Here is a 16,447-nt window from a genome sequence, read left to right as displayed (position 1 = left end):
TCGGAATAGACATAACCGCTTCCTACTTCCTACCGTCTACTTTTGTATATTATAACAGGAAAAATAAACCCTGTTTACTAAACACCGCACCGGAGGCGCCTATGATGTTCGATCCTTTATACATGATGATTCTCCTGGTGACGCTCGCTTTGTCTGGTAGCGTTTCCTGGATGGTCAAGTCCCGTTTTAACGCTGGCCAGAAGGTCGGCATTTCGAGCGGCCTTACCGGTGCCGATGTGGCGAAGGCAATCCTCATGGATGCAGGCATTACCGACGTGAAGGTGCTGCAGCATCACGGATTCTTGTCGGACCATTACAATCCGCTGAACAAGACTCTGAACTTGTCACCTGAAGTTTATAACGGTCGCAATGCGTCTGCCGCAGGTGTAGCCGCTCACGAAGTGGGCCACGCCATTCAGCATGCGCAGGGGTATTTCCCGCTGTGGCTGCGTTCGTTCATTGTGCCTGCCGCAAACCTCGGCTCGAATCTCGGTCCGTGGCTTGTGATTCTCGGCATCATCCTGATGAGTGCGGGCCGTGCGCTCGGCTATTCGCTCGCCGTGGCGGGTGTGCTGCTGTTCGGTATCGCGACACTCTTTACGCTGGTGACTGTGCCGGTAGAATTCGACGCTTCTTCCCGCGCCAAAAAGGTGCTTGCTCGCCTCGACATCGTGGCGCAAGGCCGTGAATACAATACGGTTTCGGGAGTGCTGTTTGCCGCAGGGCTTACCTATGTGGCAGCCGCCATCGGTTCCATTATGCAGTTGCTTTATTGGGCTTACCGCGCCGGTCTCATTGGCGGTCGGCGAGACTAGTCTTCTATTGTCATCCCGGGCTTGACCCGGGATCTCCTAGTCATTAGTATGAACCTCTATAGACGGGAAATCGTCATCGTCGTCTGAATCAGAATTTTCATTAGCCTGGGAGTCATAGAACGCCTGGGCTTTTTTCATGAACGCTTCGAATTCTTCGTCCGTCATGTTGTCAGCGGGCTGCGGCTCTTCAGAGGAGATTTCTTCTGCAGGCTCGATCGAGGCGTCGACAGGTTCTTCGCTCACGTCATCGCGAGCCTCTGGCGAAGCAATCTCTTCCACCGGCGTTTCTTCAACGACCGGTGCGCTTGTTTCTTCCGCAACCGTTTTAGTTGTCGGCGCGCTTGTTTCGGGCGCAGATTCAATAACCGGCACGGTTCCTTCCGCCGGGGCCTGAGTCCCTTCAGTCGGAGCCTGCGCACCTTCTGTAGGCGCGGCATTTTCCGTCGCCTCGTCTTCCTTCATCATCTCGGCGAACGGGTTTTCCTGCACTTCGCTCAAGTCTTCGCGACCTTCGAGCATGGCGTTCAAATCGTCTTCGCTCACGTTCCGTCCGCGTTCCGTCCACAGCACGGCTTCGCGCATCACCGCGGCCAAGTCGCCCACGGTCTGTTCCTTGGAGCGTGCAATCGCCTGGTTGCGAATCGCTTCTACAAGGCCCGGCTTCACTTCCGGATCCTTGCTGAAGAACACGGTCTCGTGCGCCATTTCTTCGGCGTAGTCGGCGTTATTCTTCTTGCGGTAAATCCAAATTGGGCCGAACAGTTCGCTCTGGCGGAACACGATTTCATCCGTCTTAATCATCTCGAGCATGGCCATGAAGGTCACCGCCGCCACAATCGGGTGTGAATCGTTGTCGAGCAAGTCTTCGAACAGGGCGCGGCCATTCACCGCAAGATAATTGTTGATTGCCTGCTGACGGTCCTGAATGGTCACGTAGTCGAGTTCGATGTGGTGAATCGTTTCCGAAATCTTGGTCTTCAGGCTCTTCTGGTAAGCGCGGAAAAGCTGCCAGATGTTCGCGTCGGCCAAAGTCTCTTCGTCGCTCTGCGTTTTTTCGAGGCGTCCGCGGGAATACGTACCGAAGTTTTCGCTTTCCATTTCCTGGAGGCCGCTCGCGACTTGCTTAAAGCGCTGGTATTCCAGCATTTCCTTCATGAGCTGTTCGCGGTCTTCGTTGTATTCCGCTTCCATCTCGGGGTCACGCTGCTCGGCCGGCAAAAGTTCCTGCACCTTTAAAGCCATCAAGCGGCTCGCCATGTACAAGAAATCACCCGCCTTCGAAAGGTCGGTGCCCTCGTACTCGTTCACCCACTTTAAGAACTGGTCCGCAATTTCGGCAATCGAAATCTGCTCCAGAGGAACTTCCTTCTTCTGGACAAGATACACGAGCAAGTCCATCGGGCCGTTAAACGCCCCAATGCGTACTTCGTATTCTTCCTGTTCTTCGACTTCGGTCATTTACGGTAAATGTAGTTAAAATCATTCGGCCTGAACGCGTTTTCAGAGCGCGAAGGCGAATTCCACTCGGCGATTTAATCTTTCAATTCTTCAATTTTGACGAGCATCTTTTCGGAGAAGTGTTCGAAAGCGTTGATGTAGCTGTCGTAAACTCGATTTAGCACAGCCTCAAACGCTTCTTCGTCATAGACATGTGTTGCGGAGTTTCGGTCTTTTAACATCTGCAACCAGGTTTGCTCATCATCAATGAAATTATACTTGAAACCAGCCTTGAGGATTTCGCGCGGAGAACCGTTCTCGGCTTCGTTAATGGCGTGGGCTCGCATAACTTCTTGTAAAGTTTTCCATGACAACTCAAAAGCGAGACTAAATTGTCCGATAACACCAGTACGATAAATTTCATCGCTTTTTGCCATATCGCGATTGGAGTTTTTCAGCACGTCAAAACATGCAACAAAGTTGTCAAACTTTTGCATAAAGCAGGACTCCCTCGCGCTGGATGTTGTCTTTCAATTTTCTTGAAGCAACTCCGTCCATGTTAATTACATCGAACGAAAGCAAGGTGTCTGCTTTTTCTTCAAGCAGTTCCTCAAAACGGGCCAGATTGCCGCCGGACACCGCGAGGTCAATATCACTGCGTTCGCGGTTTGTACCTCGTGCCCTAGAACCAAATAGAATAACGCGCTCAAGGAAACATTCCTTGGCAAAGGTCTCTATCTGGTGTATTATGTTTATCGGCAAGTTCATTTGATGCTCCATTTACAATATACATTATTTACGGGAAGAATGGGCATGTTTATTGCAAGAAGGGGGCCGTATCCCCCTGGTTCGCACTACGTTGCTCTCCACCCCCTAACCCCCCCAGCTTCAAAAATGCCCACAGCTCCAGAAATGGGCTCGTCTCACTCTTACACGACCGTTCGACTTGCGTCTCACTCTCGCTACAGTCCCAGCTTAACGCATGGGGCTTTAAGCTCACATGGCCTCGGCCTTCGGCCTCTAATGTTCGCTCAACGACACATTTTCTTCCGCCTTAGGGCATTCATTTCCGGTTGTCTTGCCGCACTTGATGCGGCATCTCCTTTCCCCGCCCGCGTCATGCCGATGGAAATCGGCATCAGCTTTTCATGTCCGAAAAAAAAACGCTCCGGCTCAGCCTGCTCCGCACGAGCCCAAAGACTGTTCGTCTTACGCCTCACTCTCGCAAATATGCTTGGTTAATACCAAGCATTTATTGCTCACGGAAATTACAGTCTTCGGCCTTTACTGTCCGCTTAGCGGCCAGTCATTCGCCGTCGCTTTCTTTAGGTGTCCATCATCAGGCGCGGCTCAAGAGATTCGATTTTGTAGTTCTTGCGGTTGGAATTTTTCTTATTATTCTTAATGTTCTTCTTAGACATAATAACCCTCAATGGCATTCCGTACGGAATGCCGATTTTTTTTGATTTTTTGTTTAAAATTTTACAGTTTGAAAGTGATGGTTATTCAACCATTACACAACGGACGGAAAAGCCCTGAGTCTTATACGAATCATCATAAGAATTTCCAGTTGCAGTTCTCCATTGCGAACTTACCTTAGAAGCAATTCCATTATATTGTTCGCTTTCTACAGGATAATGCCAATATGTACCATTTTCTACGTTCGTAAACGAATGATCCCAAAGATACCCCGTGCTAACAAGGCTATAGCCACTATCATCGCTACCGCCAAAGCGACCAGCACGGATTCCCTTTACCCCATCCTCATTGTTATTTGAGTGAATGACGATATAGAGATCATTGTAAGTCAGCAAGCGCCAGCCATCGGGGCAAATTCCCTGGTGGTTCGGCTTAATCGAATCAGCACAACTCTCCGTATTGCAACGGCTCGGCAACTGCATCATTTCTGCCCACTGGTAAAGGCCACCATACTTGTTGCAGTTGGTGGTGTCATCATCATAACAGTAGCGCTCTATTTTCGTATCATCTTCTTGATCTTCAAAGCCATATACTTTTTCACCGACATTCAGGTTTTCGGCCATCACCTTGATTGTGGCAGCCTTACCGGCTGTATCTTCACCTGCTATTTCTATGTAATAATATTCACGGTTGTCGCGGGCATCAACAAATGTTTTGTACTCACCTTTACGCCAAAGCGTTCCCTTAAACGCATCGGTTCTATCGTAAGAACTACTACTCGACAGCTCAGCAACGCTGCTGCTCGAAGCGACTGCCGCAGAAGAGGTTGCCGTACTGCTCGACTCCGGCTTTACGCTTGCCGAAGAACCGTCTACCTTTATGCTGGAAGAGGAAGAGGCAATCTCCACGCTACTGCAGGAATCTTCTTTTTTGACAGAAGAACTGCTCTTGTTGTCGCCAGCAGAACTAGAAGAATTTTTCACGGTTGCAGCTGAAGAACTAGATTCCTTCGCGTTCTTCTCACTAGAAGAAGATTTTTCCTTATCGGAACTCTTTTGAGAAGACGAGGATTGGAGATCCCCGCTCGAGGCGGGGATGACAGAAGACGAAGAATCGTCGCCCGGTTCCGGCGAAACAGAAGAAGAGGATTCATCGCCACATGCTGCAAGCAGGGCTAGGAGAATGGACAGAGCCAATAACATGCGAAGCGAATGCCGCGGCAGGCTGCTTGCAGACTGACATGGCTGAGCTGATGCTGTTATGCGCTTGCGCAATACGTTAAAAATCTTCACAGAAGACCTCCAGTTGTAAAATCCCACCAAACTTTTTTGCGAAATATAATAAAGTAATCAACCGAATTTTTTTTTCAAACCTCTTGACAATCCGATTTCAGCAATTTATATTTAGTGCACGAGTGTGTAGTAAACTGATTTTTGCGCACGAAGCAAAATAATTAAAGCCCCGCCTTTTTTAGCTTGTAGGCGGATTGGAGTAAAAGATGAAGAGCTCGCTGGTAAGCGGTTGTGTTGACATTTGGTTGGACGAAATAGTCCCTTGCCTCAAGGATGTCGAAACCGGAGAAATCAAGGAAACGGTGGTATTCAAGATTGAAAGCCGCTCGTTTTTGAGAAAGTTCAAGGAAAAGGACGGATGGGGAATCAATTGGATTGATGTTCCCAATGATGTCGAGGTGTATGCACTTGCCTTGAAGGAAAATAATGAAATCCAAGGGTTAGTTGGTGTAAAGAATGATGAAAATGCTCAAGCGGCGTATTTGCATTGGGCTTGCACTGCTCCACACAATAATAAACACTTGTTTGGAAAACAGAAATTTAGTGGGGTTGGCGGTCATCTTTTTGCAATTGCAGCAGACCGCTCAATGTTATGGAGTTATAAAGGGTATGTTTATGGATTTGCCCTTAACAAGGATCTGCTAAATCACTATATTAAAGTTGTTGGAGCATCCTTTTTAGGTGTGTTGCATCCGTTTCATTTCATGCTTGACAAGGGCGCTGCGCAAAAACTTTTGGAGGTCTATACCTATGAATGGAATTAGAAAGCCTGCGGTAATTCTGGCGGACTCCATGGAAGAATATATGGCGACGCCGGATCCGTACAAGCCCACTCCGAAAAGTAAGTTGAATATTTTTAAGCTTGGTGAATATGCTGAGCGTGTCGGCAAGAAAATTGAGGAATTGACTGCCGAAGAAATATTGCAGTTTAAGATTTAACAAAATAGCCTCCCGTTAGGGAGGCTTGCTTATAACCTTGCGGCGTAGCCGCGATTATTCCAATAACCAGTGGGGCTTATTCCACGGTCACGCTCTTCGCTAAGTTGCGCGGCTGGTCCACGTCGTTTCCGCGGAGCACGGCGATGTGGTAGGCGAGTAGCTGGAGCGGCACGCATGTCACGATTGGCATGAGCATCGGGATAGTCTTCGGGACTGTAATCAGGTGGTCTGCGATTTCGTCGAGCGGGTGGCAATCTGCGGTCGAGATGGCAATCACCTTGCCTCCGCGGGCCTTGATTTCGCGCACGTTGCTGATCACCTTGTCGAACAGGGCGTCCTTCGGGGCAATCACCACGACCGGCATGTTTTCGTCAATCAAAGCAATGGGCCCATGCTTCATTTCAGCGGCCGGGTAGCCTTCGGCGTGAATGTAGCTGATTTCCTTGAGCTTGAGAGCGCCTTCCATGGCCACCGGGTAGTTGAAGTGACGACCCAGGTACAAGAAGTTGTTTGCCTTCACGTACTTGTTGGCGATACCTGCAATCTGGTCCGAAAGCTTGAGGGTCTGTTCCACCAGTTCCGGGAGTTCCTGCATAGCCTTCACGATGTCGGAACCTGCTTCAAAGGAAAGCCTGCGCTGGCGGCCAAGCAAAAGGGCAATCATCGCAAGCACGGTCACCTGGCTGGTGAACGCCTTGGTGCTGGCTACACCGATTTCGGGGCCTGCATGCAGGTAAACGCCGCCGTCGCTTGTGCGGGCGATGGTTGAACCCACGCCGTTACAGATGGCAAGAGCGGTGGCACCCTTCTGTTGGGCTTCTTTAAGGGCGGCGAGCGTATCGGCGGTTTCGCCGGACTGACTAATGGCAAGCACGAGCGTGCCCGGCTTGATAATCGGGTTACGGTAGCGGAATTCCGAGGCGTATTCCACTTCGACCGGGACGCCGGCCAGGTCTTCGATCATGTATTCGCCGACCATACCGGCGTAGTAGCTGGTGCCGCAGGCGGTAATAATGATACGGTTGATGTTCCTCAGCTCCTTGATGTTGGTGTCGAGACCTGCGAGCTTGGCGTTGCCTTCGGCGTACAGCAGGCGGCCGCGCATGGTGTTGCGGAGCACTTCAGGCTGCTCGAAAATTTCCTTGAGCATAAAGTGCGCAAAGCCGCCCTTCGCAATGGCGTCGGCATCGAATTCCACGTCTTGCACTTCGTGCTGCACCGGCTGGCTGTTCGTATTCAACAGGTTGTAACCGTCTTCCTTGATTTCGACGATGTCATTGTCGTCGAGATAAACGACCTTCTGCGTGTGCATGATGATAGCGGAAACGTCAGAGGCCAAGTAGAATTCGTTCTGGCCGATACCCAAAATAAGCGGAGATCCGCGGCGGGCACCAATCATGGTGTCGGGTTCGTCCTTGCAAATGACGGCAAGGCCAAAAGTTCCTTCGATCTTGGAAATGGCCTTGAGGACGGCTTCCTTGAGGTTGCCCTTGTAGTAGCGGGCAATCAGGTGGGCGACGACTTCGGTGTCGGTTTCGGACTTGAATTCGATGCCTTCGGCCTGGAGTTTCTTCTTAAGAATGGCGTAGTTTTCGATAATGCCGTTGTGCACAATCGAAATCTTGCCGTCGAAGCTCTGGTGGGGGTGAGCGTTCTGTTCGGTCGGAGCACCATGGGTGGCCCAACGGGTGTGGGCAATGCCGACATGGCCGTGGAGAGGCTTTGTCTTGAGCTTGTCTTCGAGGGCTGCAATCTTGCCGGAAGCACGGACCGTTTCAATATTTCCGTCTTCAATCAGGGCAACGCCCGAGCTATCATAGCCGCGGTACTCCAACTTTTTAAGACCGCCAACCAAGATAGGTAGAGCTTCGTTCTGGCCGATATATCCGACAATTCCGCACATATACTAATGATCCTTCTTTTGTTAACGAAACGCAATATACCAATTTCTTTTGGTAAAAATGGGTTACATATGGTCTTTTGACGTAAGATTTTGTTATTTTTCATTTGTCAAACATAAAAGAGGATAAAATGAACAAAAAACTCATTATTGCTGCGGGTGCTCTCGCATTTGCTCTGACTGGCTGTGATCAACTTTGCCAGGGTCCCAAGACCAAGACTGCTTTGGTGACCGATAAGGATAAGTATAGCTACGCTCTCGGTGCCCATTTCGGTAACCAGGCTCGTTTCCAGTTGGTAACCCGCGATTCTATCGACCTCGACCTCGATCTCTTTATCCAGGCTTTCAAGGAACGCTACAACGAAGACTCCGCTCATTTCTTGATGAACGATTCCATCATCTTCCAGACTCTCACCGACCTTTCCCAGGCCCGTCAGGCAGAAAAGAACAAGAAGGATAGCCTCGCTGCCGAAGCCAACAAGGCTGCCGGCGAAGCATTCCTCGCCAAGAACAAGACTGCCGAAGGCGTCGTGATCACCGAATCTGGCCTCCAGTATAAGGTGATTACCGAAGGTACGGGCGCAACTCCGGCTGATGGCGACATCGTTAAGGTTCATTACACCGGTACGCTCCTCGACGGAACCAAGTTCGACAGTTCCATCGACCGTGGCGAACCGCTTGAATTCCCGATCGGCGCCGTAATTCCGGGCTGGACCGAAATGCTCAAGCTCATGAAGGTGGGTGGTAAGGTCACCGCTTGGATCCCGAGCGACCTCGCATACGGTCCGCGTGGCCGTGGCCCGCAGATTCCGGGTAACAGCCTCCTCGTTTTCGAGATGGAACTGATTGATACTCACGCTGCCGATGCTCCGGCTGCTGAAGCCCCGAAGGCCGAAGCTCCGAAGGCTGAAAAGAAGGTTGCTGCTAAGGCCGCTTCCCCGAAGGCTGAAGCAAAGCCTGCTGCTGCCGCCAAGCCTGCCGCTGAAGCCCCGAAGGCCGAGGCCAAGCCTGCTGCTGCCGCAGCCCCGAAGGCTGAAGCTAAGCCTGCTGAAGCTGCAAAGCCGGCTGCTCCTGCCGCCGCACCTGCTGCTGCCCCGGCTGCCGCACCTGCTGCAAAGTAATCGGTTCTGTCACCGTAATTTACGAAAGGTCCCCGCGATACTCGCGGGCCTTTTTGTATATGTAAAGACAAATCGGGGTGAAAAATAATGCGTGTACAGGTTAAAAAAGGGATAAATCTCTTTTTGGCCTGTACAAAAGTTCAATGTGAGCCAATATATTTTGGATTGTACAGGCTTATTTCTTAACAAACAGAGCTGTCGCCCGTACCATGGGTCAAAAAGTGTTGTTAATTTGTGTGTAATTTGCGAAATGTACAGGCTAAACAGGGTAGAAAGCCTGTTTCGGTCTGTACAGTGGCCTCTGGGATAATTCAAATTCCGCGTTTCTTATTCTATATTTGGCTCATTATCATTCTGAGGTTTTCGTGAAATTTATTCTGTCGATTGCGTTGTCTGCGTTTATGGCATTTTCGCTACTTGGCTGTAACGAAGAAAAGAAAATTCAAGGTCTTAAGGATGAAGGCAATCGCCTACGCGCGCAAATCGATTCCCTCACGAATGAAATTGAGCAGGTGCAAATGCAACCAGGCAACTGGATTGTGCATAACGATACCGTCCGAGCTGGCGATGGCCTTTTCCAGGTGCTTGTCCGCATGCAGATTAACGAACGCGAACGTGGTAAGATTGTGCTTGCCCTCCAGGACAGTGCCGAACTTTCCAAGCTCCGCGTGGGCCAAGTCTTTTACGCCGCCATCGATTCTTCGGGTAGCGTCCAGCGATTCCGTTATGCCCCGAATCCGGCAAACATCCATATGCTTAGCCGTACCGAAAACGGTTACGTCTATAGCCTGATTCAAAAGCCGGTAACCCGCCGTCAGTCTGTTTTCGAGGGAGCCCTTACCGAAGGCAGCACCTTGAACGGCACGCTTTTCAAGGTCGGCATTCCCGGCCGTATGGTAGGTATCGTGAGTGGAGTTCTCCAGTGCAAGGTGGCTTTCCCCTTGGCGCGTGCCGGCGACAAGTTCCGCATTCTGCTCGAAGAGACCTTCTACCAGGATTCTATCTGGATTGACGGCCGGGTCGTTTATGCCGAATTTGACGGCCGTATCGTGGGCCATCACGAGGCCTTCCGTTACGAAGACCCGGACCCGAAAAGTTCCTTTAATGCCCACTATACCGAAAAGGGCGAGGCGCTCGTGTTTGATGGCCTGCGTTACCCGCTGGACCGCCTGCATGTTACAAGCCCCTTCGGTAGTCGCATTCACCCCATTACGGGCCAGCGCAAAATGCATGCGGGTATTGACTACGGTAGCCCCACGGGCACGCCGGTTTACGCCGTCGCCGAAGGTGTTGTGACGGTTTCGGGCTTTGATCCCTTCAGTGGCAACAAGATTGCCATTCGCCACCGCGACCGTTCCGAAAGTTGGTACATGCACCTCTCGGTCCGCGGCGTCAAGGTAGGCTCCAAGGTGGCTGCGCGCCAGTGCATCGGCCGCGTGGGCTCCACAGGCCGAAGCACCGGCCCGCACCTGCATCTAGGTTTCAAGAACGAAAAGGGCAAATGGATCAATCCGGCCTCCAAGACCATGATTGCCGCCCCCAAGCTCGAAGGGCAGCGGCTTGCTCGCCTCAAGGAACAGGTGGCCGAAATCCGCAAACAAATTGAGGCGACTCTCGCCGCCCCTGCCGTAAAAGCAAACGACACCACCGACGTGATGGTGCGTATGCGTAACTTGTAATTATTTCGCGATTTTATATCTCAGCTTCAGGTCTTTGGCGGTCGGAATTCTGCCAGAGGCTTCGTGCTCGTGTTCTTTAGAGAAGTGGTTGAGCTTCTGGGAGCCGTAGCCGGCAGAGCGGACAAACTGAGCTTCTTTGGCGAGTTCCACGGCCTTAGCCATCTGTGCGTCCGGATCGTCAATTTCAAAGTCCGGAACAATTCCCAAGTCATGGTAGCTTTCCCAGTTCTTGTCGAAACCTTGCAGGGCCGTTACCAGGGCGAGGCCTTTTCCGACGTCAGTCTGAATCACGAGCTGTCCGATTCCCTTTCCGTAGGTCAGCATGCCCACGACTGGAACTTTGCGGTTTGCCGTCAGAGCCGAGAGCATGGTTTCGGCGCAGCTTGCCGAGCCTGTGTCGGCCATAAAGACATAGTAGCGGTTCTTGCCAATGCCGTCGTGTTCTGCGGTAACGGTAAGGGTGTCGAATATCTGGAAATAATTCATGCCTCGACCATTGGAAATAGAATCGATGGTGGCTTCGATATCGATTACGACGGTGTCGCCTGCAGAAAGCAGTTCTGCGGCCATGTTGGCGCACTGCTCGGTTTCGCCACCGGGGTTTCCGCGCAAGTCGATAATCGTGGAGGTGGCGCCTTCGGTCTTTTTGAGGGCCGTCACGAATTCTCCATAGGAACCGCTGTCGCTGATTGAGGTCACGACAAATTCCTTAATCTGGATTACCGGAATGGAATCCTGGTAAGTGAGCTTGACGGAGGGTTCGTTGTATTCGTCAACAGAGACTTTTACGCTGAGTGGTTCCGAATTGCGGGTGACGACGATGTTGATTGTGTCACCCTTGTTGCCGGTGCACATGTTTTCGAAATTGATTGCCGAGGTAATGTTTAGCCCGTCCACCTGGACTACAATGTCTCCGGCCTTCAAGCCGGCTTTTTCTGCCGGAGAACCCGAATAAACATCCGTTATGAGCAAATAGCGGGATGTAGAATCTAGCTGTTCTTCGACTTCCGCTCCGATACCTACGATAGATTCGGATTCCAGAATGCTGGAATAAATCTGGTCTGCGACAAGGGGGTCGAAGTAGCGGGTGAATGGATCTGCCATCTGGTTGTACATGTAGCACACGTCGTAATAATCGACAGAGCAATAACCCTTGGTGCGGCTGTCTTGGCTTGTGCCCTTGTTCAGGTAAACCTTATAGTCGTCAGCCAGCTCGTTGCGCATGTGGGCGTAAATGTAGAACAGGTCGAGCATTTCATAATTGAAATAAAGTTCGGCTTCGTATTCATTATTGATGTCTCTCATTTCAGGAAACAAGTCTGCCATAATGTCACGTTCGTCCGCCGAGCTGCTTGCGGATTGCGTACACGCCGAAAATAAAAATGCTATGGCGCCAAAAATGGCGAGTGTCTTTATCAGTTTCATTATTCATCTCCTTCTATAATTGCGCCGCCCAAGTCTTTGTAACGGCGTAAAATCTGTGGTTCGCTAACATCGGAACCTGTGGCGCTTTTTTTAAAGGCTTGCTTCTTTGTGCCTTTTTTGCCGAATATGCTTTCGAGCGCGTCGAAGCCGCATTGCAGCGATGCTTCGGAACAAGGGTAGTCGGGAATGATTCCCTTTTTGTGGTAGGAATTTCCTTTGGGAGTCAGGAACTCCAAATTCGTGATGAGCGAAAGGCCTCCGGCCATTGTCTTCCAGGTGCTTTGGCCGATTCCCTTTCCGTAGGAGACCGTCCCTGCGATAGGAATATTTGCGCCTTCCTGGAGGGCGACCGCAAAGATTTCGGCGCAGCTTGCGCTTCCGCCATTCACGAGAGCCACGAAGTTCTTTTTCTCGCCGGCATCGCCGGGCTTGGCAACCACTGTCACCTTGTTGTAAAGGGGACTCCCGTCGCCTGCAAAGCTTCGCCAGGAGCGGGTTGAAATATTTCCCTTCTCCATGAACAAGTCTGCCATTGCGGTGCAATGGTTTACATGGCCGCCCGGATTTCCTCGCAAGTCAATGAGTCGGGGAGCCTTCGAGTTCCTGGTTGATTCCAGATAAGTCGTGAGTTCGCCCAGCGTGCCGTTTTCCTTGTCGACGGTGTTCAGCTTGAATCCGGTAATGGTAATGATTTCGATTCCGTTCAGCGTGTCGACAAATACGGTCGGGGCATAGACGTCTTCCTTGGTCAGCTCGTAGGTAGATGTGTCGCCCGAGTAGGTCACCGTGATCGAGATTTCCTTGTTGTGGGTTAGGATCGAATCGTAGATGTCGAATGCGCGGTCGCCTGTAATTTCGACTCCGTTGACATTCAGAATGTTCCCGTAGCGCTTGATGCCTGCCCGGCCTGCCGGGCTTTCGGCGTATACCCGGTAAATGACAAGCGGATGTTCCATTTGGTTGAACAGCGAGTATTCCATGCCCACATCGCCCGGCACGATGCTCGTGTTGATATGCGATATGGCCGCTTCGCTTTTTGATGGCGGAACGTAGCGGGTGTAGGGGTCGGACAACTTGTTGTAGAGCTCGTTTACCGAATCCCCCTGTTCGTCTAGCAGGGGCAGTTCGTCTTCGAACAGGTATGTCTTTTGCAGTAGCCAGTAATTATAAGAGTATTCTGTGGGGGCAGGAGTGCTGTCTACCGGCTCGAAAAAATCGGAACAAGAAGACATGAGAAATGAAATTAGGACGCAGGAAATAGGAATAAATTTCTTGATTATACAGAATGTGTCATTCTGAGTGACGCCCTTTAGGGCGGAATCGATATACAAGACTAGGGACTTTAGTCCCTTAGTCGCGTTAGATTCGAAGGAGCAGAATCTATAAATATGGTCTTTCATAGTTTAGATCCTTCGACTACGCACTTCGTGCTCCGCTCAGGATGACATGTTCCTAACCACTGCCTACTGTCTACTTCCTACTGGTCTATGCTCAGTCCCTTCTTGTCCAAAAGCACGCGCGGAATTCCGCCTTCCATCGGGTTTTCGACGACGGAAATCGTTTCGAGACTGTCGCATTCGGCAAGACTTTCGGGGAGTGTGGCGAGCTGGTTTGCATCGAGTACCAGTTCCTTGAGCTTTTTCAGGTTCGATAATTCCGAGGGGATTGCGCCCAGGTTGTTGCCCGACACCATCAGGACTTCGAGCGATTCCAGATGGCCGAGGGAGGCCGGAATGCTGGTCAGGTCGTTGTTGTCGAGGTAGAGCTTGCGGAGTTTTTTCAGCTTGCCGAGGGTAGGAGGCACTTCGGAAAGCATGTTGTCGTGCAGGGAAATCTTGGTGACGTTTTCCCACTTGCCGACTTCGAGGGTCAAGTCCAAAAGCTGGTTCTTGGCGATATTCACCGTTTCCAGCTTCTTGAGGTTGCCGACGGAATCCGGAAGTTCGGACAGGCTGTTGTAGCCCAGGTACAGGTGTTCAAGATTTGTAAGTTCGCCAATGGTTTCAGGAAGTTCCATCAGGTCGTTTTCGCTTACGGACAGTTTTTTGAGTTTTTTCAGCTTGCAAATGTCGTCGGGAAGTTCCACGAGCATGTTACGGTCGAGGATTAGCTCTTCGAGGTCTTCCAGTTCGAAAAGTTCCTGAGGAAGAATTCTCAGTTCTTTTTGGGAAAGGTCTAACGAGGTGGCTTTTTCGGCTTTAGCTTTATGAATAATGTCTAACAAGTTCATGGGAACATCTCCTATAGTGTAAATCATAGCATTTTTGTCCCGAAAAGATGAAACATTCTACAAAAAAAGTAAAAAAGTATGGTTTTTACACAAATGTTCACTATAAATAAGGGCACTTTTGAAAAAAAATGAAAAAAATGTATGTTTTTTATCCACAAAGCGGCATTTTGAAACTATTTTTAAGGTGCAAAATACGATATTAAGGGTAAGGTGCCGCAATTGCACCCGACTTTTGCTATTGTAAAATAACAGAACTGAGGAAAAAATGGAACTAACCAAATCGCAGGAACGCCGTCTAGCATTTGTGGCTAGCCTCTTGAGTCTCAATCCCAACGATCCTACTGACCGAATTAAGGCACTCCGGCATCTAAACCTTGATGAAAACGGCTGCTTCCATGGTTTCCAATACTCCCAAGGCTTTATGGAATTCTTCATCTTCCTCGATGAAGATACTCCGCTCGAAAAGGTTGTTTCTCACCTCAATTCCGACCTAAAACAGCTCCAGATTGCTGTTTTCCGTACCAGCGATCCTCCTAATCCGTTCTTCATGTCGTTGCGCGAAGAGGCCGATCCTTGGGCTGTGAACAAGATTTCCGACGACGAAGAAGAGGAAGATTCCGATTCCCCGGCAAGTCGCCCCTACATGGAAACGCTCGAAATTACGGTTCTCCGTACTCGTGCAACCCGCGATATTACCGACTCCGAACTGGAACGTACCCTCAAGGATATGCGTCGCAAGCTCGGCATCTGGAAGAACGAAGTCAAGGCAAAGCTCGAAATTATTGCCGAACATGACGATTTGACCCGCGATTTCCGCAGCGCCGACGACAAGCTTGAAATCGTGATGGATTCCGATCCGTTGCACTTGACCTCCGATCACGGCGAACTCTTCCTCGGTTTCTGCCCGATTCGCACGATTTTTGACTATCACGTGAACCTCGGTAAGCGCCTCAAGACGAAGCACAACATGGCAATCGTCTCGAGCAACATCCGTACTTACCTCGGTAACCTCACTCACACGAACGCAGCCTTGATCGATGCCTTCCAGACTATGGAACGTAACGACGACCAGAACGTGAATGTGGACGACTTCCCGTTCCTGCACAACGGTATGACCCTTACGGGCGATGACCTGCGCCTCAAGGAACGCGACGGCAAGAAGGTTCTCTATATTGAACGTCCGAAGATTATTAACGGTGCCCAGTCCCTGTTCACCTACGAACAGTACGCCAAGAAGAGCAAGAAGCCGGTGAACCCGCAGGTGCTCGTGAAGGTGGTGGTTCCGTACCCCGGTGCCGACAACTTCTTGAACCAGGTGACCATGGCCAACAACCGCCAGAACCCGGTGTTCAGCTACCACCTGCGTGCCGCTGACGACCTGCAGTTCTTCATTTGGCAGCGTTACCAGGAAGAAGGCTTTACCTACGTTTATAAGGATGGCGTGCGCCTCAAGGCACGTACCCGTAAGCTCGAAGTGCGTATGCGCCCCGAACTCGCCAAGACCCTCTTCATGATGGATGGCAAGCTCAGCGAATGCCGCTCCAGCGACTGCATTTTCGACAAGGAAACCCTGTACCAGCGTTGCTTCGGTGCGTTCGTGCGCGTGTCTCCGGATAAGGAACGCGATTTTGTGCGCAAGACCATCGCCTTCACCAAGGCCTGGCAGCTCCTTAGCCGCTTGCCCATCAAGATTCGCCGCGTGACCCCGGGTAAGGGTGTTTCTATCGAAGCCAACGACGATAACCCGCTGACCCGTATCACCTGGAACGGCCGCCTCGAAGACAAGTTTATCTTCCGTAGCGCCGTGAAGGACCTCGTGGTGGCCCTTGCCCTTAAGCATTGGCTCATTTACGGTGACCCGATTCAGGATTTCGAATGGTTAGTTGAAAACGAACTCAACTTCAACGATTCCATTCTCAAGTATGCTTCCAAGATTTACACCGAAGACTTGAAGGGAATCCTGATTTCTGAATTCAAGGATAATCCGGCCTACTACGACACCATCACCACAATCGATAAGGATAGCGGTGAATCTGTGGAACGTCGCCTGTGGAAGGGCTTTGCCAATACCGCAACTTACGACAAGATGATGGATCTTCTGTGCAAGAAGAACCGCACTTGGGAAAAGTGCCGCGGCGGCATCGAAGTATTCCTTTAACCGCTTCGAAAACAATCTTGTAAGACCCTGTG

At 50.8% G+C, this 16,447-nt stretch carries 14 protein-coding genes; 6 read left to right on the top strand and 8 right to left on the bottom strand.

Features of this window, described 5'->3' with window-relative positions; translation table 11 throughout:
- The first annotated feature begins 101 nt into the window (after nt 1–101).
- Nucleotides 102–815, top strand: coding sequence for a zinc metallopeptidase (locus tag BUC02_RS03465; RefSeq protein WP_083532327.1), 714 nt, complete (start codon nt 102–104; stop codon nt 813–815).
- A 36-nt stretch (nt 816–851) separates the two neighbouring features.
- Here the strand turns inward: BUC02_RS03465 and BUC02_RS03460 are convergent, their stop codons facing one another.
- From BUC02_RS03460 to BUC02_RS03445, 4 genes are all read right to left on the bottom strand, one after another.
- Nucleotides 852–2,273: a segregation and condensation protein A gene (locus BUC02_RS03460; protein ID WP_073318635.1), complete on the bottom strand. Its 1,422-nt coding sequence runs from the start codon at nt 2,271–2,273 to the stop codon at nt 852–854.
- Between the two features lie 74 nt (nt 2,274–2,347).
- A complete protein-coding gene (locus BUC02_RS03455; protein WP_073056783.1) occupies nt 2,348–2,749 on the bottom strand; it encodes an HI0074 family nucleotidyltransferase substrate-binding subunit in 402 nt (133 codons plus the stop codon).
- Nucleotides 2,736–3,020 (bottom strand): nucleotidyltransferase domain-containing protein, encoded by a 285-nt coding sequence (locus BUC02_RS03450; RefSeq protein WP_083564379.1) that lies wholly within the window; start codon nt 3,018–3,020, stop codon nt 2,736–2,738. The genes BUC02_RS03455 and BUC02_RS03450 overlap by 14 nt, the downstream gene beginning before the upstream one ends.
- A 734-nt stretch (nt 3,021–3,754) precedes the next feature.
- Nucleotides 3,755–4,963: an FISUMP domain-containing protein gene (locus BUC02_RS03445; protein WP_139261000.1), complete on the bottom strand. Its 1,209-nt coding sequence runs from the start codon at nt 4,961–4,963 to the stop codon at nt 3,755–3,757.
- A gap of 206 nt (nt 4,964–5,169) precedes the next feature.
- Here BUC02_RS03445 and BUC02_RS03440 point away from each other — a divergent pair, with 206 nt between their 5' ends.
- Nucleotides 5,170–5,727 carry a hypothetical protein gene (locus tag BUC02_RS03440; RefSeq protein ID WP_073056774.1) on the top strand — a complete coding sequence of 186 codons (558 nt, stop codon included), beginning with the start codon at nt 5,170–5,172 and terminating at the stop codon, nt 5,725–5,727.
- Nucleotides 5,714–5,902 (top strand): hypothetical protein, encoded by a 189-nt coding sequence (locus tag BUC02_RS03435; RefSeq protein ID WP_073318626.1) that lies wholly within the window; start codon nt 5,714–5,716, stop codon nt 5,900–5,902. The genes BUC02_RS03440 and BUC02_RS03435 overlap by 14 nt, the downstream gene beginning before the upstream one ends.
- A 76-nt stretch (nt 5,903–5,978) precedes the next feature.
- On the opposite strand, the gene glmS is transcribed toward BUC02_RS03435, so the two are convergent.
- Entirely contained in the window at nt 5,979–7,805 is a 1,827-nt protein-coding gene (gene glmS / locus BUC02_RS03430; protein ID WP_073318623.1) for a glutamine--fructose-6-phosphate transaminase (isomerizing), read from the bottom strand.
- Between the two features lie 128 nt (nt 7,806–7,933).
- Between glmS and BUC02_RS03425 the strand changes: the two genes are divergently transcribed.
- Both BUC02_RS03425 and BUC02_RS03415 read left to right on the top strand, forming a co-directional pair.
- Nucleotides 7,934–8,923 carry an FKBP-type peptidyl-prolyl cis-trans isomerase gene (locus tag BUC02_RS03425; protein WP_083564366.1) on the top strand — a complete coding sequence of 330 codons (990 nt, stop codon included), beginning with the start codon at nt 7,934–7,936 and terminating at the stop codon, nt 8,921–8,923.
- A 365-nt stretch (nt 8,924–9,288) separates the two neighbouring features.
- Nucleotides 9,289–10,602 (top strand): M23 family metallopeptidase, encoded by a 1,314-nt coding sequence (locus tag BUC02_RS03415; RefSeq protein ID WP_254794071.1) that lies wholly within the window; start codon nt 9,289–9,291, stop codon nt 10,600–10,602.
- Here the strand turns inward: BUC02_RS03415 and BUC02_RS03410 are convergent, their stop codons facing one another.
- The 3 genes from BUC02_RS03410 to BUC02_RS03400 all read right to left on the bottom strand — a co-directional run bounded on the left by BUC02_RS03410 (nt 10,603) and on the right by BUC02_RS03400 (nt 14,257).
- Nucleotides 10,603–12,027 carry a S41 family peptidase gene (locus tag BUC02_RS03410; RefSeq protein WP_073318617.1) on the bottom strand — a complete coding sequence of 475 codons (1,425 nt, stop codon included), beginning with the start codon at nt 12,025–12,027 and terminating at the stop codon, nt 10,603–10,605. It abuts the gene before it with no gap.
- Nucleotides 12,027–13,259, bottom strand: a complete 1,233-nt coding sequence (locus BUC02_RS03405) for a S41 family peptidase (protein ID WP_073318614.1) — start codon at nt 13,257–13,259, stop codon at nt 12,027–12,029. The genes BUC02_RS03410 and BUC02_RS03405 overlap by 1 nt, the downstream gene beginning before the upstream one ends.
- A 245-nt stretch (nt 13,260–13,504) precedes the next feature.
- Nucleotides 13,505–14,257 carry a leucine-rich repeat domain-containing protein gene (locus tag BUC02_RS03400; protein ID WP_073318611.1) on the bottom strand — a complete coding sequence of 251 codons (753 nt, stop codon included), beginning with the start codon at nt 14,255–14,257 and terminating at the stop codon, nt 13,505–13,507.
- Between the two features lie 265 nt (nt 14,258–14,522).
- On the opposite strand from BUC02_RS03400, the gene BUC02_RS03395 reads away from it, so the two are divergent.
- Entirely contained in the window at nt 14,523–16,415 is a 1,893-nt protein-coding gene (locus tag BUC02_RS03395) for an AIPR family protein (protein ID WP_073318608.1), read from the top strand.
- Nucleotides 16,416–16,447: the final 32 nt, after the last annotated feature.

The sequence above is a fragment of the Fibrobacter sp. UWOV1 genome, from assembly GCF_900142495.1.
In the GTDB taxonomy this organism is placed as follows: Bacteria; Fibrobacterota; Fibrobacteria; order Fibrobacterales; family Fibrobacteraceae; genus Fibrobacter.
This window is presented reverse-complemented; position numbering and strand designations above follow the sequence as displayed.